Origin of the sequence: Streptomyces sp. CA-288835, assembly GCF_050936385.1 — a bacterium.
Classification (GTDB): Bacteria; Actinomycetota; Actinomycetes; order Streptomycetales; family Streptomycetaceae; genus Streptomyces.
The window spans coordinates 742,894-765,897 of record NZ_JBNJMW010000001.1 but is presented as its reverse complement, the minus strand read 5'-3'; the positions used below and the strand labels follow the sequence as shown (position 1 = coordinate 765,897).

The 23,004-nt window shown below is 66.9% G+C and carries 21 protein-coding genes and 1 pseudogene; 10 read left to right on the top strand and 12 right to left on the bottom strand.

Annotated elements, in window-relative coordinates; all coding sequences use genetic code 11:
- Positions 1 to 64 precede the first annotated feature (64 nt).
- The 7 genes from ACQEVY_RS03545 (at position 65) to ACQEVY_RS03515 (ending at position 7,560) form a co-directional block, all read left to right on the top strand.
- Complete coding sequence (locus ACQEVY_RS03545) at positions 65 to 1,519, top strand: NF041680 family putative transposase (RefSeq protein ID WP_432944684.1); 1,455 nt, start codon at positions 65 to 67, stop codon at positions 1,517 to 1,519.
- A 333-nt stretch (positions 1,520 to 1,852) separates the two neighbouring features.
- Positions 1,853 to 2,374: a Pycsar system effector family protein gene (locus tag ACQEVY_RS03540; protein ID WP_432944682.1), complete on the top strand. Its 522-nt coding sequence runs from the start codon at positions 1,853 to 1,855 to the stop codon at positions 2,372 to 2,374.
- Positions 2,371 to 3,105 (top strand): Crp/Fnr family transcriptional regulator, encoded by a 735-nt coding sequence (locus ACQEVY_RS03535; protein WP_432944680.1) that lies wholly within the window; start codon positions 2,371 to 2,373, stop codon positions 3,103 to 3,105. The genes ACQEVY_RS03540 and ACQEVY_RS03535 overlap by 4 nt, the downstream gene beginning before the upstream one ends.
- A gap of 110 nt (positions 3,106 to 3,215) precedes the next feature.
- On the top strand, positions 3,216 to 4,001 hold the full coding sequence (locus ACQEVY_RS03530; protein WP_432944678.1) for a hypothetical protein: 786 nt from the start codon (positions 3,216 to 3,218) through the stop codon (positions 3,999 to 4,001).
- On the top strand, positions 4,001 to 6,070 hold the full coding sequence (locus tag ACQEVY_RS03525) for a hypothetical protein (protein WP_432944676.1): 2,070 nt from the start codon (positions 4,001 to 4,003) through the stop codon (positions 6,068 to 6,070). Before ACQEVY_RS03530 ends, ACQEVY_RS03525 begins: the two co-directional genes overlap by 1 nt.
- Positions 6,067 to 6,858 carry a hypothetical protein gene (locus ACQEVY_RS03520; protein WP_432944674.1) on the top strand — a complete coding sequence of 264 codons (792 nt, stop codon included), beginning with the start codon at positions 6,067 to 6,069 and terminating at the stop codon, positions 6,856 to 6,858. Before ACQEVY_RS03525 ends, ACQEVY_RS03520 begins: the two co-directional genes overlap by 4 nt.
- Positions 6,859 to 7,422: 564 nt before the next feature.
- A complete protein-coding gene (locus ACQEVY_RS03515) occupies positions 7,423 to 7,560 on the top strand; it encodes a hypothetical protein (protein WP_432944672.1) in 138 nt (45 codons plus the stop codon).
- 85 nt (positions 7,561 to 7,645) lie between these two features.
- On the opposite strand, the gene ACQEVY_RS03510 is transcribed toward ACQEVY_RS03515, so the two are convergent.
- The 9 genes from ACQEVY_RS03510 to ACQEVY_RS03470 all read right to left on the bottom strand — a co-directional run bounded on the left by ACQEVY_RS03510 (position 7,646) and on the right by ACQEVY_RS03470 (position 16,934).
- Entirely contained in the window at positions 7,646 to 8,197 is a 552-nt protein-coding gene (locus ACQEVY_RS03510; protein ID WP_432944670.1) for a hypothetical protein, read from the bottom strand.
- 496 nt (positions 8,198 to 8,693) lie between these two features.
- Positions 8,694 to 10,328, bottom strand: coding sequence for a UvrD-helicase domain-containing protein (locus ACQEVY_RS03505; RefSeq protein ID WP_432944668.1), 1,635 nt, complete (start codon positions 10,326 to 10,328; stop codon positions 8,694 to 8,696).
- Complete coding sequence (locus tag ACQEVY_RS03500; RefSeq protein ID WP_432944666.1) at positions 10,316 to 12,319, bottom strand: ATP-dependent nuclease; 2,004 nt, start codon at positions 12,317 to 12,319, stop codon at positions 10,316 to 10,318. Before ACQEVY_RS03500 ends, ACQEVY_RS03505 begins: the two co-directional genes overlap by 13 nt.
- A gap of 344 nt (positions 12,320 to 12,663) precedes the next feature.
- Positions 12,664 to 12,975 carry a hypothetical protein gene (locus tag ACQEVY_RS03495; protein ID WP_432944664.1) on the bottom strand — a complete coding sequence of 104 codons (312 nt, stop codon included), beginning with the start codon at positions 12,973 to 12,975 and terminating at the stop codon, positions 12,664 to 12,666.
- Positions 12,976 to 13,099: 124 nt separating this feature from the next.
- Positions 13,100 to 13,960, bottom strand: coding sequence for a hypothetical protein (locus tag ACQEVY_RS03490; RefSeq protein ID WP_432944662.1), 861 nt, complete (start codon positions 13,958 to 13,960; stop codon positions 13,100 to 13,102).
- Positions 13,957 to 14,670, bottom strand: a complete 714-nt coding sequence (locus tag ACQEVY_RS03485; RefSeq protein WP_432944660.1) for a ParA family protein — start codon at positions 14,668 to 14,670, stop codon at positions 13,957 to 13,959. Before ACQEVY_RS03485 ends, ACQEVY_RS03490 begins: the two co-directional genes overlap by 4 nt.
- A gap of 186 nt (positions 14,671 to 14,856) precedes the next feature.
- Positions 14,857 to 15,444, bottom strand: a complete 588-nt coding sequence (locus ACQEVY_RS03480; RefSeq protein WP_432944658.1) for a helix-turn-helix domain-containing protein — start codon at positions 15,442 to 15,444, stop codon at positions 14,857 to 14,859.
- On the bottom strand, positions 15,426 to 16,022 hold the full coding sequence (locus ACQEVY_RS03475) for a hypothetical protein (protein WP_432944656.1): 597 nt from the start codon (positions 16,020 to 16,022) through the stop codon (positions 15,426 to 15,428). The genes ACQEVY_RS03480 and ACQEVY_RS03475 overlap by 19 nt, the downstream gene beginning before the upstream one ends.
- Before the next feature lie 105 nt (positions 16,023 to 16,127).
- Positions 16,128 to 16,934, bottom strand: coding sequence for a hypothetical protein (locus tag ACQEVY_RS03470; RefSeq protein ID WP_432944654.1), 807 nt, complete (start codon positions 16,932 to 16,934; stop codon positions 16,128 to 16,130).
- 584 nt (positions 16,935 to 17,518) lie between these two features.
- On the opposite strand from ACQEVY_RS03470, the gene ACQEVY_RS03465 reads away from it, so the two are divergent.
- On the top strand, positions 17,519 to 18,181 hold the full coding sequence (locus ACQEVY_RS03465; protein ID WP_432944652.1) for a DUF2637 domain-containing protein: 663 nt from the start codon (positions 17,519 to 17,521) through the stop codon (positions 18,179 to 18,181).
- Between the two features lie 602 nt (positions 18,182 to 18,783).
- Entirely contained in the window at positions 18,784 to 19,059 is a 276-nt protein-coding gene (locus ACQEVY_RS03460) for a hypothetical protein (protein ID WP_432944650.1), read from the top strand.
- A gap of 235 nt (positions 19,060 to 19,294) precedes the next feature.
- Here the strand turns inward: ACQEVY_RS03460 and ACQEVY_RS03455 are convergent.
- Positions 19,295 to 20,066, bottom strand: a pseudogene (locus ACQEVY_RS03455) (transposase); the annotation flags it as partial.
- A 526-nt stretch (positions 20,067 to 20,592) separates the two neighbouring features.
- On the opposite strand from ACQEVY_RS03455, the gene ACQEVY_RS03450 reads away from it, so the two are divergent.
- The gene (locus ACQEVY_RS03450) at positions 20,593 to 21,510 is read left to right on the top strand and encodes a hypothetical protein (RefSeq protein ID WP_432944648.1); all 918 of its coding nucleotides are present in this window, start codon (positions 20,593 to 20,595) and stop codon (positions 21,508 to 21,510) included.
- Here the strand turns inward: ACQEVY_RS03450 and ACQEVY_RS03445 are convergent.
- Together ACQEVY_RS03445 and ACQEVY_RS03440 are read right to left on the bottom strand one after the other, a co-directional pair.
- Positions 21,490 to 22,725: a cytochrome P450 gene (locus ACQEVY_RS03445; protein ID WP_432944646.1), complete on the bottom strand. Its 1,236-nt coding sequence runs from the start codon at positions 22,723 to 22,725 to the stop codon at positions 21,490 to 21,492. The genes ACQEVY_RS03450 and ACQEVY_RS03445 overlap by 21 nt on opposite strands.
- A gap of 12 nt (positions 22,726 to 22,737) precedes the next feature.
- A complete protein-coding gene (locus ACQEVY_RS03440; protein ID WP_432944644.1) occupies positions 22,738 to 22,947 on the bottom strand; it encodes an MbtH family protein in 210 nt (69 codons plus the stop codon).
- Positions 22,948 to 23,004 lie beyond the last annotated feature (57 nt).

Here is a 23,004-nt window from a genome sequence, read left to right as displayed (position 1 = left end):
GGAGCGGCCTTCGTCTGATCATGTGCTCCGACCAAGGTGCACCGATCGAGACGAAGGCCGTGAAGTGAGTCTGCTGCCTGACGCAGGTCCCGGGGAAGCGTTCGCGCAAGCGTCACGCTTCCGGGAGGACTTATTCGACTGCCTGACCGCACACGGGGACGAACTGTTCGAGCTCGTCGACGCGTTGCTGTGCGCGGACGGCCCGGTGACCTCGCCGGTGGACCTCACACTGGTAGCCGAGCACCGGCGCGGGCACGGCGCGATGTACGAGGCGTTGAACAGCGGGAACGTGGACGTGCCCCGGTTGCGGCAAGTGCTCGCCGGTCTGCCGATGCCGCGGGCCGCTGACGGGCGCCTGGTCCTGGCGGTCGACGTCAGCAACTGGCTCCGCCCCGACGCGCCGACCAGCGCGGACCGCCTGTTCTGCCACGTCTACGGCCGCAGCGGACGGTCCTCGGACCAGTTCATCCCCGGCTGGCCGTACTCCTTCGTCGCCGCCCTCGAATCGGGCCGGACGTCCTGGTGCCAGCTGCTGGACGCCGTCCGTCTCGGACCCGAGGACGACGTCGCCGAGGTCACCGCCACCCAGCTCCGCCGTGTGGTCACGGACCTGATCGAGATGGGCCGCTGGCACGTCGGCGACCGCGACATCCTCATCATCTTCGACGCTGGCTACGACGCCCCTCGCATGGCCCATCTCCTCGACGGCCTCCCGATCGAGGTGCTGGGACGGATGCGCTCCGACCGCGTCATGCGACGGCCCACGCCTTCGCTCAAGGAGTACGCCCTGTCCTACCCCCAGGGCGGGCGACCGCCGAAGCACGGCAAGGAGTTCCGCTTCGCCAAGACGGAGACCTGGGGCGAGCCGGACGCGGCCACGACGCAGGTCACCGACCGGTACGGCACCGCCCGCGCGATGGCCTGGGACCGCATCCACCCCCGGCTGACCACACGCTCCGCGTGGATCGACCACACCGGCGAACTCCCCATCATCGAAGGCACGCTGATCCGCCTCCAGGTCGAGAGCCTGCCCGGCGGCGGCGACCCACTGCCGCTCTGGCTCTGGTCGTCCGCCACCGGCCTGAACAGCGCGGACGTCGACGTGCGCTGGCAGGCGTTCCTACGGAGATTCGACATCGAGCACCTCTTCAGGCTGATAAAACAGACCCTCGGGTGGACCCGTCCGAAGCTGCGAACCCCCGAGGCCGGCGAGCGCTGGACCTGGCTGATCATCGCCGCACACACCCAGATCCGCCTTCTGCGCGAGGCCGCCGCCGACTTGCGGCGGCCGTGGGAGAAGCCCGCCGAGCCCGGCCGGCTTACCCCGGCCCGAGTCCGCCGGGTGTTTCGGAACCTCCGCCCGCTCCTGCATTGTCCGGCCCGTGCACCGAAACCCTCAACTCCCGGACCTGGAAGGCCACTTGGCTCGAAAAACCGGCGGTCTGCCACCCGCTACGACGTGGGCAAGACCGTGAAACGACCCGAGAGCATCATCGAACGAAACCGACTCAGACCATAAAGAACAAGATCAGATGTGCAAACCTGGCGGCGCGACGGTCGCCGCCATGGCTGAGCATCCGCCTGGACTGCAGAACCCTCGTCCAGCGCCTCGGCTGGCCGCTCGCGCTTGAACTGGTCAGGGCCTCGGTCGATCGCCGTCAACTGCCGGTGGGCCGCGACCGGGCGACCTTGCGCGGCGCGTGTCCAGTACCCGCGGAGAAGTCCTGTCTTCAGGCAGGTCGCTTCTTGCTGCCCGCCCGGAGAGTGTCCGTTCTCAGCCAAAGTGCCCCAAGTGAGGTTTTCGGGACAGCTGCACTGCCCAGGCTTCTGCCCGAGCTGGCAGGTGGATGCCATGCCTGACACCAAGGGGGGAAGGCCGATGGCGGTCGAGCCGACGGAGACTGCGTGGCGGATTCAGGCAGCTGTTGCGGATTTGACAGCCAAGGCTGATTCGAAGGCCTCGTTTGCACTGACCATGCAGTCCACAGCCTTGGCTGTCTTAGGCCTACTGGCGAGTTCCAAACGAGCGGCGGGTGACCTCGACTCCGGTGCATCACGGCTGTTGTTGTGGTGCGGCGTCCTGCTCATGGTGGGCGGAGCCAGCTGCGCGGCCTGGGCCATTTCGCCGAACCTCCGAAAGGAGCGGCGGGGGCCGGAACGTGACGACGACTTTCTGTATTTCGGGCATGTTCGGCACTTGGAACCGGCGGCGCTCGAAGAGGTCCTCCGGGACAAAGATCCGTTGCCGTCCCTGTCCCGGCAACTGGTGGTGATGAGCGAGATCGCCTGGACCAAGCACCGACGCGTGCAGTGGTCGCTCATGTTGGCAGTTGCAGGCTGCACCGCCTTCGGTCTCGCGACCGTGGTCGGATGACATACCAGGAAGGCAGGACGCTGATGAACTTCCGCTCCCTGGTATCCGCCGACGTATGGCGCGACCTTGTGGAACGTGGGCGTCGGCGGACGTTCACGCGTGGATCCGTGCTGCTGCGTCAAGGGGAGTCGCCGGACTGCGCCATCGCACTGGTCGACGGCCTGGTGAAGGTGACGCAGATCAATGAGTGCGGAGACGAACTGACGCTGATGCTGCGCGGGCCAGGTGAAGTGCTCGGGGAAATGGGCGCCTTGCTCGGACGGCCACGCTCGGCCACTGTCACCGCGGTCCGTCCGTGTACAGGGTTTGTTCTGCCGGCTCACGCCTTTCGTGGCTACGTAGAGCGCCATCGGCTGGAGACGGTGGTGTACCAGCTGACCGTAGAACGGTTGAACAGCCACGAACGCCTGCGAGCTGATCTCGCGCACCTGTCACGTGTGGCGCGCGTTGCCCGTGTCGTCAGCCATCTCGCGGACGAAATCGGCCACTCGCACGGCGACGACGGCTTGGTGGTCGAGTTGGGCATGGCCCGGACGGAGCTGGCGACCATGGCGTCCATGAGCCGCTCATCAGCACTTGACGCTCTCAGCCAGCTTCAGGCAGCCGGGGTCCTCACACTCGGCCGCCGGTACCTGGTCATCAACGACGTCGCCCACCTCAAGGCGGCCGCCCGGGACGAGAAGCAGCTTCCGGGCGGCATCGGCTGCCAGGGCGACTCGCCCGCCATGTGACTCAGCGCACGTCCGTACCGTCCAGTCCTGGACTATCTCGTCCGTGCTGCTCCACGAAGGTGGCGTTCGCCGCGATTTCGCGGCACGACACCCGACGAGAGGAGCGGCACATGTTGCCGTCATGGGAGCCGTTGTGGCCCTACCGGGCCGTACTGGCGGTGGACGCCCGCAACTTCAGTGCGCTGGATAGCAAGGGCATGCAGCAAGTGAACGCCGACATCCTGCCGTTGCTGTCCGAGGCGCTCAGCGCCAGCAACGTGAGCGCTCAGTGGCAGCGGCGGATGTTCGGCCAGCATGCCGGCGACAGCTACGTCGCCGGCATGGACCCAGAGGTGTTGCCCGCGCTGGTGGGCTGCTTCCCTGGTGCCCTTAGGCAGGCTCTGGGCCGCCGCCGCGCGGATACCCCCGCCAGTACGCCCCTGCAGCTCAGGGTCAGCATCCACGTCGGCCCTCTGCCGCACACCGGGCTGGGCGTACCGATGGTGCACACCCACCGGCTCCTGGACGACGACGCACTGCGCACCCTGCTGAACCGCGCGAACCCGGAGATCACCAACACCGCAGTGATCATTTCGCAACGCGTCTACGAGGACGTTTTCGAAAGCGGCTGCGTCAACGGCGACGTCCTGCCCGACCAGTTCATGCGGCACCTGGTGAAGGTGAAGAAGTTCCAGCAGCCAGCCTATGTCCACATCCCCGGCTTCGACTGGCGGCTCGCGGACCCCGACATCTTCGAACCCCTCGCCACCACGGACGCGCCCACGGAGCCGCCGGCCCCTGCGCCCGGAGCGTCACCGCAGCCAGCATCCCCAGCCCCAGGCACGGTGAGCTTCAGTCACACGGGTGAGCACGGCGTCCAGGCCTACAACCACTTCGGCGCCGGGCGGGGGCAGTGATGATCGACAACGAGCAGGGCCAGCGAGAAGGCACGGAGACCACGTCGCCATCGGCGGAGCCACCGTCGGTGGAGCCCGTCGAGCCGAACGAGCCCGCAGGCTCCCCTTCACCGCCAGAGGGCGGCGAGCCGAACGGCCAGCCGCAGTCCAGCTCAGTGAGCTTCAGTCACTCCGGTGAGCACGGCATCCAGGCCTACAACCTGCACCTGAACGGTGATCAGGCGATCCCCGTCCCCATCACCGAGAGCGACGCCGACTACAAGGCGAGCCACGACGGCCGGTTCGTCCCGCCGCGCAACACAGACCAGTGGGAGGCCGCGTCCAAACTGCTGGACGAATACGGAGTCATCGTGCTCTGCGCGGCCCAGGGCACCGGCCGGCGCACGGCTGCCATACGCCTGCTGCGTACCGTGACCAACCCTGTGCCGGCCCTCTTCGACCTCGACCCGGAATGGTCCAAGCCCTCGGTCCGCCCGCTGCCGAAAGAGGCGGGGATGGGATGCATCCTCGATCTCTCCGACCTCGCGGAGCAACCTGGCGAGCGGCTGGGCACCGACCTGGTCGGCCATGGGGCGGAACTGCGCAAGAGCAACTCCTTTCTCGTCATCCTGGCCACGCCCGCCGACTGGTACGGCCACTGGGCTGAACCTACGCTGCCCTTCACCGTCCGGCTGGAGTCGCCCGACGCACGCGCCCTCGTCACAGCGGAATTCCGGGCGAACTACCGCGGCGATCGTGTGACCTGGTTGGACAGGACGGAGTTCGCTGGCATCTGGAAGGCCAACCCGTCCGCGCGCGCCGCGTGGCGCCTGGCCGACCGTCTGCTCCGGGCGTCCGGGCCGGAGCAGATCCAGGCGATCGTCGATGAGTTCGGCGACTGGCACAGGGAAGTCGAGAAACTCCTCAGCAGGAATCGGGCTACGGGGGGCGACGCGCAGCTGCTGTCCACCCGGGTCACGGTCTGGGCCGGCGCCCTGCTGCACGGAGGACAGCGCAGGTCCGTCATCAAGGCAGCCGATGACCTCCTGACCCGACTCGGGCTCGAACGCCACCCTGTCAACGTTCTGGCCGACGCCACCACATCGAGCCGACTGGACGCCGCGGAGATCATTCGCGACGGAGACCGGGCCTTCCACGACACGCAGAAGGAAGGTCTGCCCGCCGCTATCCTGCGTCACCTGTGGGACGAGTTCCCCACCCAGCACGAACTCCTGCGCAGGTGGGCCATCGGCATCGCCGCAGACCGGACCGTCCCGGAAGAGGACGCCCGGCTGATCACCACCGCACTGTGGAAACTGGCGGCGCACCGCCACGACCGGGCCATCCTCGACGGGCTGGCGAGCGACCTCAAGGGTCCCCGGAGGGTCCTGGCCGTGGAAGCCCTCACCACAGCAGCCGGGGATGCCGAGTTCGGCCGCTACGTCAGGGACCGCCTGCGCCAGTGGATGGACGCCAAGAACCCTTCGGACGACAAAGTCGACCTCGTCATCGAGATCTGCGCAGGCACCTGGGGAATCCAACAGCCGGCCCTCGCACTGACACGGCTGGGCAAAGCCGCAGGCCACAAGACTTTCGGCTCCGCAACCGTCGTCAATGCTTTCCAGCAACTCGCGCTGCAACGACCGGACGATGTGCGCAAGGCCGTCGACCAATGGCTCACCGACGCCGAAAGCCGGCCCGCCGACGAGACCCTGCGCCGCCAGACTCTCGGATCCTTCCTCGCCCTCGTCTCCAGCGACGAGGGAACAGACCTCATCCTGAACAACACACGCGACACCGAAGCCCGGCTGCGCATCATCCACGCATGGCAGAAACTGCTGTCCACCGACGACGCCGTGGAAGCGGTCGTCACGCAACTGTCGCGATGGCATGAGCGATTCCAAGAGGGCCGCGACCGCCGGGAAGCCGTGGTGGACGTCCTCGCAGACATCTTCGCCCCACCCAGCCTCCGCCCCGGTCTCGACCGGCTCATGGTGACGGAAGAAGCGGCCATCCTCCCCTTCTGGCGCGAGGTCCTGGTGCTGGCCGCCAACCGCTACCAGGCGTCCAAGGAGGCATCGACCCCTTGACGACCGACGGACCCGGCCCGTGGTGGAGCCGCCGACGCAGTCGGATCCGGGCCCAGTGGCCCACACGCCTGCCCGGCATCCGCTTCTGCGCCCGCGGCACCCTCACCTACCGGGCACACGCCAACATCAAGGCCGGCGGCACAGCCTCCGCCCGAGCCGCCGCACGACTCGCCCTAGACGAACTCGGCCGCGGCATCACCCAGGACCACATGCCCGAACAGCTCACCACCGCACAAGAAAGCCTCACACTCGCCGCGGCGCACTGGCACACCCCCAAGCACACACCGGGCCTCTGGCTGAAGGCACACATCACCCTGCTGCTCACCGAGCAAGACGCGGACCGGGCCCAGAGATACCAAGACGCCTTACGCGAGGTGACACTCCAGCTCGCGCGGGAACACGAACGCCGAGAACGGTTCAGACAAGCGGTCTTCGACAGCCCGGACGCCACGCGTATCTGGTGGCTCGACCGCCACCTGGACGACCTGGAATCCCTCGACTGGGACCTCTTCAAGGAGAAGATCCTCCCGCTCGCCGGCGCGGCCAACGACATCCAGTCCAAGGCCGAACGCATGGCCCACACCCTCGCGTACGTCTGGGAAAAGCTGGGCAACGACCCAGGACAACACGCCCGCTTCACCACCACCGTCCGCACCGTCCTGGACCAGATGGGATGGGACGACGTCCCGTGGCCGTCCTTGGACGAGCCGACGGGGGACGACCCGCACAAGACGGCGGACGGCGAGGCAGGCCGCGATCCAGTGCGTGAACCGGGCGCAGCCCGATGAGGCTGCCGGCCTTGCGCTGGCTGCTCGACCCGGCGACCAGCCTCCTGGCCCTGCGGTTACGTGCTCAAGAACCACGCCGTATGTCGTATGACGCGGCCTGGCGGCTAGCACGTGTAACGCGCCACCCCGACGAAATGGTGTACCGCCACCATGGACACCTCGCCGAGGACTCCGGCGATGAAATGCAGTAAGCGATCAATTAGGGAGCGCTCGGTACGCAACGCCGAGGCTTTTGGAGAGCCATTGCCGGGCCTTCCCGGCGCTGGGTCATGTGGCGACCTGCGGAAGTCGCTTATGCAATCTCTCCGTAGTCGGGCTAGCGCGTGGTGCGCGACGTCATCGCCCTCGGGTGGGACGACCTCGCCTCGGTCAGCTGCCTGACCGCCTGGGAACCTCGCACGGCAGCGACCACGACCTAGCCACCTGCACCCGAAAGGGCCAGACCTCGTGAGCGACCCTCAAGGGCCGGCGATGGCGGCTGCCCCCGCCGGCCCTACGGGATCGATGAGCAGACGGATTGTGTGCGTCGTCCGCTCTTCGGTCCAGTTACGTCATCCTCAACCCATGCCTGCAGCCTTCAAGTTCACCTGTGCCGACAAGCACATGACCTTGGACGAGCTCGCCGAGTTCATCGATGCCGCCAGGAAGGCCGGCGTCCCCGGCAGAACCCCGATCCGTGGGGAGCTATGGACGAGCGGGTAGATCAAGGAAGTTGCAGCCGAGGTCGATGAGGGCGACGACTGACGGACCGGAAACACGTGCCTTGGGATGCGCGCCAGATGCCTGGTCACGTCTCCTGACGACTGTCCTCAGATCGCAGATTGCGTTGGCCTTCGATGAACTCAACCAGCCACTCGTAGTCCTCGTTTGCCTTACGAGTACCAGCCGCCCAGGTAAGTAGGACCACGACCACAGGCATGATGGTCACGAGCACGAAGCCCGCCACCACAGCGCATAGACAGACCCATGCCGCGTACTGCTCATTGATGCGGTCAGGGGTGGTGAGCCAGCCGAGGGACATGAACTCAGCCGACAACAGACCCATTGCTACGGCCAGATATGCTAAAGCCACATAGCGCCTGATGCGCCCGAAGATATCCTCCTTCCTGGGGAACGCCTCCTCCCCGCGACGCCTGGCTGACGCAATGGCTTCGAGTTGCTCATGAGTGGCGCGCCCTTCCACCGCCTCCGCTAGGCGACGAGCCTGGCCAAGCCCACCATCCAACTTTGCGAAACCCTCGAACTGCTTGATGTATTGGTGGCCCTCAACAGCCGCTACAAGCCAAATGACGGGTGCGACAGCAGCGATCGTCGCTGCGTAGGTCTCGGTCATCTTCACCAAAGCAGTCTGCACCGGTAGGGGCACATGCCGTGAAGTGAACCCGGAAGAGGAGTCCGGTCGCGGCCATGACCCTGTTTGCGTTCGGCGTGATGCTGCGGCATCCTCCTGGCCTCACGTCCGGCGTGCCCGGAGCCAGACGCTACGAAGGCCCGGCACTGTGCGGGCCTTTGTCGTACCCGGCACCCATTTCGTGTCACAGGAACGTCACTCAGCCTCCACATGAGGCGACTGTGGCGGGTCCTGACATCGGGCCGAGTGAAGCACCCGAGCCGCTCAGCACAGCTGAGAGGGCTGTGGCTCCGCTGCAAACGCGGAGTTACTGCCCTTCTGGTCAACTCGGCACCGTTTGGACAGGCGTGATGACGAGGGGCCTCCGGCTGGACTGTGGTGATCGGCATCGAGACCCCTTAGCCAAACGTGTTCAGCGGCGCCTGCCGCGGCCCTACCGCATAGGCGCCTCGTTCGCCACGACCGATGGTGCCGGGGGCACGCTTCACAGATGGACGGTGCCCGAAGCGAACCAGTCACGAGCTGTTGCCTCGGCTCCGTCTGGGAGGTCGTTGATGAAGACCACGGCCAGGCCGCGGCGGGCTCGTGAGCAGCAGACGTAGAAGAGGTTGCGTGAGCGCTCGGTTCGCTCAGGTTTGTCGGTGCCGACAAGCATCTTGCCGATGTTGTACATGGTCCAGACAGAGTCGTCGATCACTACGACGACGTTCTCGAACTCGTCTCCCTTGACGCCGTGTTGGGTTGAGAAGGGCGTGAGTTCATCGATGAACTGGGTGACGCTGATGACTTCCCGGTAGGAGACACCACGGATGTTGTTGGAGAAGTCTGCTTGCCGCTTGTGTCGCTCGTCGAGGTCGGCTGCGGTTCTGCGGCGCTCGCGGTCTTTCACCCTTCCGGGCACGGCCAGGAGGGGGCTGTCGGCCATGAGGTCCAGAACGTCGCCGATGGTCCCGGTCGCGCGCACCGTGTCGAGCTCGCGAATTGCTTCGCTGATGATCCTCTTGTCGGTGTGCCGGGTGATGCGTCTCTTTCCCTGGTCCAGCAGGTCTGTCAGTTCCACGAAGTCCCTGGCCTGGTAGGCCGCGCAAAGGGCTTCGATCTGCGTCAGGTACTGGATGTAGGGCTCGTTGCGCGCCATGAGGTCGTCGGGGCCGTGGCTGCCGAGCTGCCGGTACTGCTCCAGCAGGTTGGCGTATTCGAGGGTGCCCGCGATGCCGCGATGGGTCAGCAAGAGGTACTTCGAGTTCTCAAGTGACCAGTCCCTGCTCGCGAGGGTGGCTCTAGCGGCATCCAGCCGTCGCGGGCCGGACGGCACGTCGGTGTTGAGGAAGAGGTGTACCTCGCCCTCCTGCTGCTTCCCGGAGGCCTGCTGGCGGAGGTCGGGCCGCATCTTGTTGAGAACGTCGACTACAGGGCGCGAACACCGGTAGTTCTCGGTTTTGGTGATGGGTGTGAGCTTGTCGTGCCGGACTGCGCCGACGCCGGATCGGTAGATCTTCTGCATCGAGTCGCCGAAGAGGCCGATCACACAGGGTTCCTTGCCTATTCCTGCCAGGTGGTTCAGCAGTAGGTCGATCGTCTTGGGTGAGGTGTCCTGGTACTCGTCGACGAAGATGACGGGATATTTGCTGGTGATGATGCGTATGAGTTTGGGGTGGGTGGCGACGAGCCGCAGGGACAGAGCGATGACATCGTCGTGGGATATGCGGCCCTCGCTCAGCTTCCGCCCGCGGTCGGAGTACTCGATCACTGGGGGAGCGGCCACCTCAGTGAGGTCTTGAGGCTTTGACAGGGTCTCGTTGTAGTCGAGGATCTGCTGCCAGAGCTCGCGCGGGTAGGCCTGGATGACGCTCCAGAGGAACTCGTGGATGGTGCCGACGGCGACGAGCGGGTCCGCCGAGATGCGTTCGAGGATCTTCTTCTTGGCGACGTTCGTGTATGTGATGCAGGCGATCTGCCGACCGTTTGCCTCAAGCTCCGTACGTCGGTGGCTGAGGAGGTACTGAAGGGCGCCGACGAGATCGGTCGTCTTGCCTGCGCCTGCTCCTGCTTCCACGAGGAAGCTGCGCCGGGCGTCCAGCTCTTCGACCACGGCTTCGAGGGTGTTCAGGCGAGCCACTGGAGTCCTTCGGCGATGTAGCGGGGGACGGCCCAGTCCTCCAGGAGCATGACGTCGAACGCGAAGTCGGTCTTGTGTTTGGAGAGCCGTTTGGCGATGGCGAACGCATTGGCTTCGATGTCTTCAGGGGTGGGGTCGGCCCCGACTTCCTGAACGAAGGCTCTCTTCAGCTCCAGGTGCCGGAGGTCTCGGGCGAGGACTGGTGCGTTGGCGATGATGAAGGCGTCCTCGAAGCTGCGTGCACAGACTCCTGCCTGCTTTTCCGGGACCTGGTAGGCCACGCGCACGTGACCGTGCTCCTTCTCGTCCGTGCTGACGTCGAGGAGCTTCGCGATGCTGGATTGACCCGGAAGCCACTTCTTCAGTGTGGAGTTCGAGGTGACCGCCTGAGTGGTGCTCGGCGGGCAGGCCTTCTGATCTGTGGGGCTGACGGAGTCGATGTCGGTGATGACCAAGGTCTTCACGTTGAGGAAATCGAGCAGTTCACGGAACCGGACCGCGTAGGCGTCACCGACCTCGATGACCGACACGTATTGGTGCAGGAGACCTTCGGCGCACCGACGGACCATCTCGGGCAGCAGCAGTCGTTCCGCCGTGCCCTCGATAAGGATCACCTTGTCGGCGAAGAACATGTCGCAACGGTGCAGGACCATGTACTGGCGCAGGAACCGCAGCGTCTCGTCACCTTGAGGAGTGGCCTTGACCTTCGCCTGGAAGGTGGAGAGGTCCTTGACCTTGCCGTCCGGCTCGGAGCGGTCGAAGTACCGCACCGTGTGAAACCCGCCGCTCGCGACGATGTGCGAAGAGTGCGTGGTGATGACCACCTGCACCTTCCACGGGGCCTTGCGCTTGATGAAGTCCTGAATGTTCTTGATGAAGACCTCCTGCATCTGGGGATGCAGGTGGGCCTCCGGCTCCTCGATGAACAACACCTGGAGCGCCGGCTTCGGAGCAGCACGCTCGTACGCCTGGTGAAAACTAATGACCTGCAGGATCGTGAAGATCAGCTTGCTGTAGCCGAGCCCATTGTGGCCTTCCGGGAGGTGGAAGTCGCCGTCTCCAGACGGATACTGGAGCCGCGTGCTGCCCCTGAGAATGCCCGAGCCCTCCATGAGAGACACGATGCGGGGCTTTTCGACAGGTGTGATCGTCCCAACCCCGAAACTACGCAGGTCCTCGAAGACCGGGTCGAACAGCGATTTGTAGCTGGTGTCGAGCTCCAGTGACGCTGAGGCCAGGGCATCCTCGATCTGCTCGATGCTCTGATGACGCCCCTCAGGCCCGCTCTTGACCTTGTAATAGGTCTCGAACGTCTTGGACAGCGTGCGGGCCTTGTCTCCTGGGGTGTCGTCGACCTTGGTCTGCGCGTAGACGAACTTCACCGAGACGATCGCCTGCGCGGCACTGCGCTTGATCTCCTTCGTCACCTTCTCGTTGACCGGGCTCACTGCTCGAAAGACGGAGGCGAAGTAGTCCGTGAAGTTCTTGCGCAGCCACTTGATGGGCTCGAATTTCGGCCTCTGACTCGCGGTCCACAAGTCCTTGAGCAGGTCGTGCGGCCGTGCTGCCTCCAGCGCCGCTTCGATCTTGACCGTGAAGCAGGAGTCGTCGAGGTCCAGGATCACGTCTGTGAGCGGAGCGAGGTCGTCGTCCTCGGCGTACTCGATCGTGAGTGCCAGCCGGATGGACGGCACGAGTTCGTACGCCTTGGCCAGCAGTCCCTCCCGCGTCTCCTGATCGCCTTCGGCCGCATGTGTCTGTGCTTCACCGAAGATCTGAAGTGCCTGCTCGATGTCGGGAATCCGGCAGGTGGAGAAGTCCTCCAGCACGAAGCGTGTGTCGTCGTCACCGAAGAACTTCTCGAAGAGGTTGACGAACGATGTCTTGCCGCTGTTGTTGCGTCCCACGATGAGCGTGGTTTGGTGATCGATCCGCACGTCCGCCTTGTCCAGGGCGCGGAAATTGATCACGTTGGCATGGGTCAGCTGCATCGCACTCCCAACATTGTTCCAACCCCGCTCACGGGGAGACGCACGCCTGCGGCCACCGTGAGTCAGAGCAGTATCTGATACTGAAGGGACAGAGGTGTTTCCTTGGCTCAAAGTGGTCGATGGTGCCTCAGATCGTGTCTGTTTCGATCTGTTTCCGACGTCTGGGTGGGGCAACTGGTGCGCGCGCAGCAGCCCGAGGGGTATCCGTGCACACACCTGAGTCGCGCTCCTGGCGAGGTCGGGTGAACGAGTTCAGCCCCGGTGGTGACTTGCCGGGGACATCGGCTCCCCGGCCTTCCGGATGAAGTGAGTTTCTTCAGCAGGTAGTTGGCCGGGTTGCTCGGTCATGGTGCTTCCGCCTTGGACTGGGGGAAACTGGGCGGGTAGCCCTTGGCGCGGAGCCAGGTGTCCACAGCCATAGCCACGATGTCCCCGTGCGGTAGGCCAGTGTCGGCGTGGAAACGGCGGATCCGGCGCTGGAGTTCCAGTGCCTCGGGGACGGCGTAGTTGAGTTGTCCGCGCTTGGTGTGCCGGTTGCTGATGACCTCCAGAGTGTCCGGGTGCGGCGTAGCAGCGTTGACGGTTGGCTGGGGCTCAGCGTCGAGCGCGTCAGCGATTTCCCGCAGCCGGTGGGCGTAGAGGGAGTGATCAGGCACGAGAGCTGCTCCGGTCGGTCCGGCTAGGCGGATAGCTATCCGCCTAACGGGCTATTGGAATAGTCGGCAGGAGGGGCGGCCGGACCCCGGTGTGGGGGCGGCCGCCCCGTGCGTTTCGGCCGGGTCAGAAGCCGCGGGCGGTGAGCCAATCGTCCAGCGCGACCGAGACGATGTCGCCGATGGGCAGGTGGTCGAGTTCGTTGTCGAGTGCGAAGCGTTTGATCCGCTTCTTGAGCTTCAGGGCAGCGGGGACCGACGAGTCGAGGCTCTCGCGCGCGATGATGCGCTGGTTGAGAACGACGGAGACCTCGGGAACGTCCTTGGGACGGCCGGGACCGTGCGCATACGGTGTCCCCTCGCTGGGCGCCACCTGCGATCGAGTGTCTTGTTCCTGATGAGCCCCCGGACCCTCGGTCCTTACCGGGAACGCCGTACCGCCTGCCACCGGGAGAACGGCCGGGCGAATGGCCACCTCGGCGGCCGGAGCCGCACCAGCAGCCGCGGACGTGACAGGAGGCGGACCATGCTGCGCAACAGGTTCGGCCGGCTGCGTGCCCTGGACCGCAAGTGCCGCAGGCTCAGTCGCCGGGACCACAGGGGGCATGTGCCGCTCCACCGGCATCCCAGCGGATTCCATTCCCGCCTCGGGCACGTCGACGGCCGGGTGCGTCGGCTGACTGGCAGCCGGCTCCGGCACCGGGCTGCTCGGCGCCTCGGCAGTCGGCTGGGCGGAGGTCTGTGCCGCTTCGGGCACCGCCTCGGTCCGGCCCTGTGCCGATGCCTCGGCGGGAACGGAGGAAGGAGCGGACTGAACCTGCGCCTCGCCCGCAGGGGGACGGCCTTCGCCCTGGGCGGCGGCCTGTTCGGCGGCGTACTGTTCGGGGGTGAGCTCGGCGGCCGGGGGAGGGGGCGGCGGGGTCGCCTTCTTGGCCCCGCCCAGGGTGCGACCCGTGCGGCGGGCCGGGGGCTTCATACGCTCGCTCATGACGTGAGCTCCTTCATCAGTTCGGCGTACTCGCTCAGCTCGGTGGGGATCTCGCCGAAGGCCTCCATGTAGTGCACCCAGGAGTGGATGGTGGTCTCGGCGAGCGGGAACGGCTCGTCGCGGTCCGGGCCGATGCCCTCGCCCTGGGCGGGCTCCAGCAGCTTGTCCTTTGCGTTGCGGGGCAGGCTGGTGCGGTCGTCGGCCTTGACGAGGACTACGTGGGCGGTGACGTCGCGGGTGTTGCGGGCGGCGGCGCGCTCGGCCTCGTCGAAGGTGGCCACGAGCTTGCGGCGCTCGATCTTGGTGGGGGCGACCGGCACGAGCAGCAGGTTCGCCTCGGTAACAGCCTCGTGGAACAGCTTCGCGCTGCCGCCGCCGGCGTCGACCACGATCGCTCCGAACTCGGAACGCTTGGCGCGGATGTACTCGGCGATGTCGTCGAACGGGTACCGCTCGACCACCAGGTTCTCCGGGATCTCGAAACCCTCGGCCTTGGCGACCTTGAACCAGTCATAGGCGGACTGGCTGGTGGCGTCGGCGTCCAGCAGCAGCGTCGGCAGGTCGAGGACGACGGCGTAGTAGAGGGCGATGAACCAGGCGGAGGTGGTCTTGCCGGTGCCGCCCTTGAGCATGCCGACAACGATCACGAAGGCGTCCCAGGCGCCGGCTGTGGCCGCCGCCAGGGTCTTGATACGGGTGTTCTCGTTCACGTGTGCTTGTCTCCTGAAGTGGAAGGTGAGTTGTCCTATGCGCGTCGGCCAGAGGGCCGACATTCGGTGGCGGGTTGTTTGCCGATGACGGAGGGGCCCGTGCCGCAGCGCTACGCCCGGGATGGCGCACGGTCGACTTCCTGATCGGTCGGGCATGGCGGGGGACACCCGACAGGGCGGGGCCGCTCATGACCCCTTCCTCGGGTCGCGGACTGAGCCGTGGTCGTGCTGGGGACGCATCCGGGTGCTGGCCTGGTGCAGCAGCCGGTAGACGGCGGCGACCGAGTAGTTGCACTCCTTGGCGAGGTCCGGGACCGTGGCGCCGGCCTCGTACCGCGCCCGCAGGGACACCGCGAGCTTCTGCCGCTCGGCGGCCCGCGCTGCGGCGCGCATCCGCAGCGTCTGCGGCGTGGTGCGAACGGTGCCGCCGGCCTCGATCAGCAGGCGCCGGGCAGCACGCCTCGTCTCTCCCGCAGCCGCGGCGAGTTCAGTGAGCGTCGCGCCGTGCTCCTCGTACAGGGTGCGCAGATGTGCTGCGAGGCGTTGGCGTGCTTGGGGGTCCTGGCGCATTCGGCGGGTCTGCCACGAGGTGCGCATCTCGGTCCCGGCGTCGTGCAGCCGGTTGAGGACCGTGCCGTACGACAGGCCACTGGCAGCGACGAGTTCGTCGACCGTGGCACCGGACTCGTACTGCTTGCGCAGGGCCGCGGGCGTCACCGCCTTGCTCGCATCGGATGTGACTGGGGGCTCTGGGTTCACGCGGCGGAGTTCCATTCGCTGAGGGCTTCGGCATGGGCGGCGGCCAGCTCGTAGTAACTGCGCTGGTCCGATGGGGTGATGAGGATCAGCCGGCCGTCGGTGGCCACGCGCCATTCGGCGTCAGGGCGGCCCGTGACCGGGTCGAGGACGCGCCCGCCCGGGGCGTGCCACGCAGAGGGGATCTCGTCGGGGCGGAGTGCTGGGACCAGGACCTGGCGGCCGTCGCGGACGATCACCATGGCCTTGCTGCGGTGCTCCGCGAGCCGGTCCAGTGCCTCCCGGTATGCCGCGCGCTCAGCAGCGTGCAGCGTCTTGCGCCGGGCCGCGACGCCTGCGGTGCGGTACTGCCGGGCGACCGCGTCCCAGCCCTGTGCCGGGTGCGTGGTCGGGCGGGGAACCGCATTCGGCAGGCTGGTGCCGAAGCCCTCCAGCGCGCGAGGCGCCAGGCTCCAGGTCTCTCCGCTGTGGTGCACGAGACCGTGCTCGGCCAGGCGGCACAGGGTCCGGTAGGCGGTGGCCCGGGACACCGATGCCGAGCCGACAAGCTCACCGACCGTCTGCGCCGGGCGGGCATGCAGCGCGCCGATGATCATGAGGGCGGAGCTGCCGATGCCGTGGTGGGCGAAGGCGTCGTGGCCCAGCAGCCGGCCGATGACGGTGGAGTCGATGTCGGCCGCCGTGACCGTCTCAGGGGTGGGCTACTCCTCAAGTGCCGGGTCGGGGGGGTACTGAGTGGTCCGGAAACGAGACAACGCAGCATCTGGGGTGCCGTGATGGGCGGCGCTGCCATCGCCGAGGTACCAGGTGGAGCACTCCCGGCCATGGCCGACCCGCAGCCGGCGCAGCCAACCTTGCGGCTTGAGGACCGTCTCGTAGACGGCCCGAAGGGTCGTGCGGGAGACGCCTGCTTCCTCGGCGGTCTGCCGCTCACTGGCGTGATGCAGGGGGCCGCCCGCGATCTCCGCGACGGTCAGATGCGCCCGCAGCACGCGCAGTGCGGTCCGTCCCCGCTCCCCGCGCCAGGGCGTCGTCTCGATCCGGTCTCGCAGCGCCGCGAGAACCTCGTACGCCTCGTGCCGGGAGCCCAGCGCCTTGGTGCTGTCGACCGCGGCCGAGGCGCTGGCCCACACCCGGCGGATGTAGTCCAGGGCGCGCGCCTGCCCGGAGCGCAGTGCGATGTGCCGGGCGTGCCGGCCGCCTTCGTGGTCGGGGTGGAGAAGCAGCCGGGTCAGTTCGTCGACGGTTCCGCCGGCGCGGGCGACGTGGCAGGCGATGGCTGCCGTGATGCGGTGCCCGTGCTCGGCCGCGCCCTCCCGGTCTTCGCGCAGTACCACGGTTCGGCCGTCGGAGCCGAGCCTGCTGTAGCTGCCGGCCGCGTAGCGGCCGGTGAGGTCTCCGAGCAGGACAAGGTCAGCCGCGGCCGGAGGCAGCCGGTGAAGCCCCAGTCGCTCGCTCGGGTGAAATGTCCGTCGGGATGGGTCTGCCTGGTGGGTGTGGTGTGGCACTGTGGGGTCGTCTCGCAAGGACGTGGACGCCACCCAGGCCCGCTAAAACCACGGGTGGTGTCCGGAACCGACCTCCAATCGGTGCCAGGCGAAGCCTCCAGGATGGCCGTCCTGGAGGCCTTCGTATGCCTGGCCCCGTATCAGAGGCAGGCGTCCCCATCGCGGCTCGACCGAGATCGACTCGGACCGCCGCCAGAGGAGGACTGACCCGTCCGACACCGCCCCGACCTCGGCTGATGCGGAGTCAGACAGACGGCGATTGCCTCTGACTGGCTCCGAGCAGCTCGGGTCGAACCCGGGTCGAATCAGAGCGGTTTCCTCTGACTGCCTCCGATCGCCTCTGCAACCCGACCTAGCAGGTCACAACCGATCCGGCCCGCGAAAGCGCAGGTCAGAAAGGTGCTCCAGGAATACCCGGCGTACAGCCCGACTCGTCTGCCTTTAGGTCCCTTACCTGGGCTTATAGCCTGGTCGGGGCCCTCTTCCGTGTCGGGGCGAATCCCGCTTCTACCTGGGAGTTCCCGGAGTTCCCGCGGAAGTGTGCACGCGTTGTGCACTGGGGCGGGTGCCGGGCGGTGGCTTCGATGAGTGATGTCACGGGGCCGCCGGAGGGGGACGTCGGGAGCCGGGGCTTCGATCTCGACACATGGATCCGGCCGCTGTGCGCACTGGTCGTTGCCGGGGTCGCGGCCTACGCCTCGTATGTGCACCAGCGGGAGTTTGCTCTCCGGGGCGGAGCCGACACGGTCAGCGCTTCGTTGTGGCCGCTGTCCGTGGATGGCCTTTTGCTCCTGGCGACGGTCGGCCTGTTGAAGCCCTCCGGATCCCGCACACGCCGTGCGCGGGGCGCTGTGTGGTCGGCATTTCTGCTGGGGATCGCGGTCTCCCTAGCTGCCAACATCGCGGCGGCGCTGGCGTTGGAGTGGAAGCCGGTATTGGTCGCCGGATGGCCGCCGGTTGCGTTGCTGCTGTCGGCGGAACTCGTGGTGCATCGCCCGGTCGTTCGGCCGGGCGATGCCGTCACACATCTGCGGGAGCGAAGTGGCCGTGCGAAAAGTGACCGTCGGCGGGGAGGCGAAGATTCTCTGCTGGCGCGGGCTCAGGTGCTGGATGCCAGGCACCGGGAACTGCATCAGCGGCCCATTTCAGCTGAGACCTTGCGGAAGGAACTCCGTATCGGAGCGAGTCGATCGAGACAGTTGACCAGTCTCGTGAGGGCGAGCCGCAGTCCTGCTGGGGACGGCTGATGCGCCTCGCGATTGGTCCAATACTCGGAGCGGGCGGCATGCGCAGGTTTGAGCCCTCGGCAGGAGACCAGACAGATGGGAACGGGCGTGAGCGGCCGCGGCGACCTGCTGATCGTCAACCAGCACCTGAGCTGCCACGGCCGTCTGATCCGCTTCTTGCATCCAGATTCCGTCTGGTTTAGCAATGGGGTGGAAGCTCCCCCTCCGCTAGGGAGCTTCCAGGCATTTCAGGCCATGCGCATTGGCGACAGGTGCGGCAAAGCGTGCTGAAACAGCCAGCGTAAATCGACATCAAACACCCACTGAGAGCCGAGAGTCGGCGAAGTTCGACGAGTTGGGATAGACGGCGGCCGCTGCGTTGCTGGATGGCCGGTCTCTCGGTCCGCTGGAGTGACGGCGGACCCAAAGCAGCCCGATGCGGCAAACGCCGCTTGTCTCGTTGGCACATTGCAGTCCTCGGACGAGACCCTGTTGGGAACGGGTTCCTGGGACTCGGTGGCCCCTGTCGCGACGTCAGGGTCCCGGCGCGCGGAGTAACAGGTGGGCTCAATTTTGTCATCCCTAGGTTGACAAGTAATTGCTTGTCAACCTAGGGATGCCTCATGGGTGAACTGGTGCGAATCGACGATCTGGTCGACCATGTGATCGCGCTTCACTCGGATGGAGATGCGCTCGTGCACCTCTCCGATGCGGTGGCCACGTCCGAGCGGCTCAGCGCCGTAGCCGATCAACTCGTCGCACATTTTGTGGATGAGGCCCGTAAGACGAGTGCGACCTGGGCCGAGATCGGTAGGAGTTTGGGGGTGACCCGGCAAGCTGCCCAGAAGCGGTTTGGTCCCAAGTCGGCGGACACGGGCGGGCTCGACGCGGCGACCTAACGTGCGCAGCCGCTCATTGGCCAACAGCTTCGGTGTCGTCGGACGCCTCGCCATCAGTTCCGCCTTCCACTGCGCAACCGAGGCCCGGTAGCCGAGTCGGCCGCCATACGCGGCCGCGTCGCGCCGCGGCTCCGGGGAAGTGGTGGACGGTGATCTGCCCAGCTGGCGCGCGATTATCTGCCCGATAGCGGGCTGAGCTGGATCGACGGTATGCCGCCCTGTTTGCGGAACCACTGGTCAGCGAGCGGTGCAGCTGGTCGGGCAGCGTGGTGGTTGTGGCAGCGATCGCATCCTTCACCGCCTCGGCGCCGCGTCCGGCTGGCGCCGGGCCATTTATCCCCATGGCACGATGCCGCAGCCGTCCATCCGGGGTAAGTGCCGGAGCATGGTGAACGGTGTCGTGTGCTCCACGAGCGTGCCGATGGTGAGGTCGCCCTCCCAGCGACCCGGGAGCGCGCGGTCGTCGGCCTACCAGGCCGCTGACTGGTCATCACGTCAGGTCTGACGTGGCCGCTGGCACGCGGTCGGGAGCATGCTCGCGGACATGCAGCACACGTCCGGTACGCCGGCAGGCGGCCAGCTCACGCTCGAGCGCCCCGCGTCCCTGGATGTCGAGGGCCTGTGGTACATCGCCTTGTGCGAGATGGGCATGGAGTCATCATCGAGGAAGTTCGACCTTGAGTCGGTTGGAGATCTGCTCCGGACTCCACGACAGCGCCCACCGGCGGTCCTGGCGCCGGGGCTTGTTCCGCCCCTTCCACTGCGGTGCCCCGGCACTGGCGTCGCGTTCGGGTGCCGGATCTGTCCGGCCAGCCGGCCCTGGGCGTACCGTAAGTCGACCAATCCCGACACGTCGCACACGATCGCCGCATCCTCGCTGGTCAGCCGCCCTCGGCGGTCTTCACCCAGAACGCCCGCTTCACATCTCGACGGATCGGAGGCTGCTCCGGCGAAGGCATCGCGGAACGCCCCGTCAACGTCGTCATCCACCCCACTGGCCTACCCATTCAACATCTCCACGATTATGATGCTGCGACGACCCGGCAGCGGAGGCGCTCCGCGCTAGGGATACTGACCCCGCTTCCTGGCCCTCTCCGCGTCGAGGTCACGATCGACGTGACGGCGTCGGTCCCTCCCGGACGGTCGGTGAATTCCCAGCGGGAAATCCGGGGGAAAGATTTGAGCCAATCCGAGGCACCTGTGCGCACAGTGTCGGATTCTCATATTCCATATGAGTAGGGCGTTTTCCCGGGTCAGCGCGTCATGCGCAGATGTTGACACGTCGAAAGATAGCAAATCTTCAGCCCCGTTGGCGCGGTGGATGAGGTCGCAGGACATGTGCCAGGCACGGCTAGTGGTTCAGATTGCCCCGCTGAGTGCTGTCGCAGCCTGCTGAAGGTTTCCATCGACAGGATGGCTCATAAACAGTCATCGAGATCTTGGTCGTTATACGATGAAAAGTGAAAAGTGAATCCACAAAGCGACAGAGAGTAACGAGCACGATAGGTAATCAGAACGTGATACGGGGGTATCTTGAGCAGGACAGTAGGCAGCCTTTCGCGCGAAGAGCCGTACATACACGAGTCCGTCCCCAACAGTCCCGACGACCAGGTCAAAGCCGCTCTGACCCAGGCACAGACGCTCATTCAATCCGTGCTACGGGCCCATGACGGTACCCGGGGGCCCGGGCCGGGCCCGGTCGAGTCGCTGCGCACCGAGGACGCCTTCCGCGCCGCGATCGGCTACTGGCAGTCCCAGCCCCGGCGCACACCCCCGGAACTCTCCTGCGTCGACGTCAACGCCCACTACTCCTGTAGCTACGGCGGTGCATGGCCAACGCAGGAGTGGCTGCTGGAGCGGGGAGCTTCGGTGCGCGTGCTGACCGTGGCCTCCGGCGAGGGCTGCCGCGTCGGCTGCCTGGAGCGAGTACTGCACCGCGGCGCCCAGGTGCGGGTGTCCATGCATCCGCTGCCCGGCTTCGCCGTGCTGAACCGCACCGTGGTGATCCTGCCCGCCGTCCACCGGGACACCTCGCAGTCGGTGCTGGTCCGGGAACCGCACATGGTCAACTCCCTGCGAGTGCTGTTCGACGCGGTGTTCAGCAGAGCCGCCGACTGGTCCATCGCGATGCGGTTCACGTCCCGGGACGGCGACGAGGAGGGCGAGACGCTGCTGAAGGTCCTGCACCTCATGGGCACCGGCCGCACGGACGAGGTAGCCGCCCGCGAACTGGGCATGTCCGTGCGTACGTTCCGGCGCCATGTCTCGGAGGTCATGCAGCACCTCGGTGCCTCGTCCCGGTTCCAGGCCGGGCTGCGCGCCGCCGAACTGGGTCTGATGGCCCGAGCCGCGACGACGCCGGAGGAGTCGCCCGGACCCGGCCGGACGACGGCGGCCCTCGGCGCGCCCCGCCGGCCGCGGTGCTCCGCCTCAGCCGGTCCGCGGTCGTAGCCGTACCGGCAGGGACTCGAAGCCCCGGATGAGATTGGAGGCCGCCCGGACCGGCTCGCCCGCCGGTTCGGGCAGTTCCGTTCGGGACGTCAACTCTTCGAAGAAAATGGTGAGTTCGGCCAGGGCAAGCGCGGAGCCCAGGCAGTAGTGCTCGCCCGGGGCGAGTGCCACATGCCGGTTGGGGGTCCGCAGCGCGTCGAAGCGGTCGGGGTCGGGAAAGGCGGCGGGGTCGCGGTTGGCGGCTGGCAGCCACACCGCGACTCGGTCCCCCGCCCGCACAGGATGCCCTGCCAGTTCGGTGTCCCGGGCGGCGGTACGCAGGACGTGCATCGCCGGACTGGTGAACCGCAGGATCTCCTGGGCGGTGGTCTCCATCGGATGGTCCGCACGGCGGGCCACCTCCCACTGATCGGGGTGCCGCATCAGCGCGAGCAGTCCGCCGACCGTGGCGTGCCGGGTGGTCTCGTTGCCGCCGGAGACGAGTCCGTCGCAGTTGAGGTAGATCTCCTCGTCGGTCAGCGGCCGCCCGTCGACCGTGCCCTGGACGAGCGCGGTGACGACGTCGTCCGCCGGTTCCCGCCGTCGGCGTTCGGCGAGTTCGGCGTAGTACAGCAGAATGTCCGTGTGCGCCCGGGCCGCCGCGGCGCGGTCGGCCGAGCCGGGCCCGGCGTGGCCGAACGCCGTCATGGTGCGGTCCAGCATGAAGGGCCGGTCGGCGGGTGGCACTCCGAGCAGGTCGCAGATCACCGTCACCGGCAGCCGGGCCGCGATGTCCACGAAGTCGCAGTCACTGCGCTCCAGCGCCTCGTCGATGACCTCCGTGGCGGTGGCCCGCATCGTCTGGTGCAGCCGGGCCACCATGCGCGGGGTGAAGGCGGCGTTCATAACGCGCCGCAGCCGGGTGTGCCGGGGCGGGTCGGTGACGATGAGCATGCGCTGTGACGCCGCATCGGTGGCCCCTGGCGAGTCGTCAAGCCGCATGCCCCGGCCGGAGACGAAGACCTCTGGCTGGCGCAGCACCTCGAGGGCCTCGCGGTGACCGAGCACCGCCCAGAACGACTCCTTGTCCGTACGCTCGTTGCGGTACACCGATGACCGTGCGCGCAGTCGCGCCCACAGGGTCTCCGGGTCGCCGTCCCGGTACAGGGACGGGTCGGCCAGATCGGGGCCGTCGGCCGTCACCGGGCCGGTGCCCGTCGGTTCGGGAAGGGTCATGGCCGGTCCCGGTCAGCCGTCGCTGGCGCGGACCAGGCTCGCTGGGCGCATGTCGGTCCAGTGCTCCTCGACGTAGTCGAGGCACTCCTGCCGGTCCGCCTCCCCGTGTACTGTCGTCCAGCCGTCGGGGACCGCGGCGAACGCGGGCCACAGGGAGTGCTGGCCCTCGTCGTTGCGCAGGACCAGGTAGCGGGCGTCGTTGTCCTCGAAGGGGTTGCTCATGGTGCCGCTCCTCGGGTCGAAGGTGAGTCCTGGGTGATCGGGGGCCGCTGCCGTAAC

Bases quoted from the DNA above. Each gene is read 5' to 3' on its own strand.
- ACQEVY_RS03525 (WP_432944676.1), top strand. From the start codon at position 4,001: ATGATCGACAACGAGCAGGGCCAGCGAGAAGGCACGGAGACCACGTCG.
- ACQEVY_RS03490 (WP_432944662.1), bottom strand. From the start codon at position 13,960: ATGAGCGAGCGTATGAAGCCCCCGGCCCGCCGCACGGGTCGCACCCTG.
- ACQEVY_RS03460 (WP_432944650.1), top strand. From the start codon at position 18,784: ATGGGTGAACTGGTGCGAATCGACGATCTGGTCGACCATGTGATCGCG.
- ACQEVY_RS03530 (WP_432944678.1), top strand. From the start codon at position 3,216: ATGTTGCCGTCATGGGAGCCGTTGTGGCCCTACCGGGCCGTACTGGCG.
- ACQEVY_RS03465 (WP_432944652.1), top strand. From the start codon at position 17,519: ATGAGTGATGTCACGGGGCCGCCGGAGGGGGACGTCGGGAGCCGGGGC.
- ACQEVY_RS03480 (WP_432944658.1), bottom strand. From the start codon at position 15,444: ATGGAACTCCGCCGCGTGAACCCAGAGCCCCCAGTCACATCCGATGCG.
- ACQEVY_RS03540 (WP_432944682.1), top strand. From the start codon at position 1,853: ATGCCTGACACCAAGGGGGGAAGGCCGATGGCGGTCGAGCCGACGGAG.
- ACQEVY_RS03500 (WP_432944666.1), bottom strand. From the start codon at position 12,319: ATGCAGCTGACCCATGCCAACGTGATCAATTTCCGCGCCCTGGACAAG.
- ACQEVY_RS03515 (WP_432944672.1), top strand. From the start codon at position 7,423: ATGCCTGCAGCCTTCAAGTTCACCTGTGCCGACAAGCACATGACCTTG.
- ACQEVY_RS03535 (WP_432944680.1), top strand. From the start codon at position 2,371: ATGACATACCAGGAAGGCAGGACGCTGATGAACTTCCGCTCCCTGGTA.
- ACQEVY_RS03440 (WP_432944644.1), bottom strand. From the start codon at position 22,947: ATGAGCAACCCCTTCGAGGACAACGACGCCCGCTACCTGGTCCTGCGC.
- ACQEVY_RS03475 (WP_432944656.1), bottom strand. From the start codon at position 16,022: ATGATCATCGGCGCGCTGCATGCCCGCCCGGCGCAGACGGTCGGTGAG.
- ACQEVY_RS03445 (WP_432944646.1), bottom strand. From the start codon at position 22,725: ATGACCCTTCCCGAACCGACGGGCACCGGCCCGGTGACGGCCGACGGC.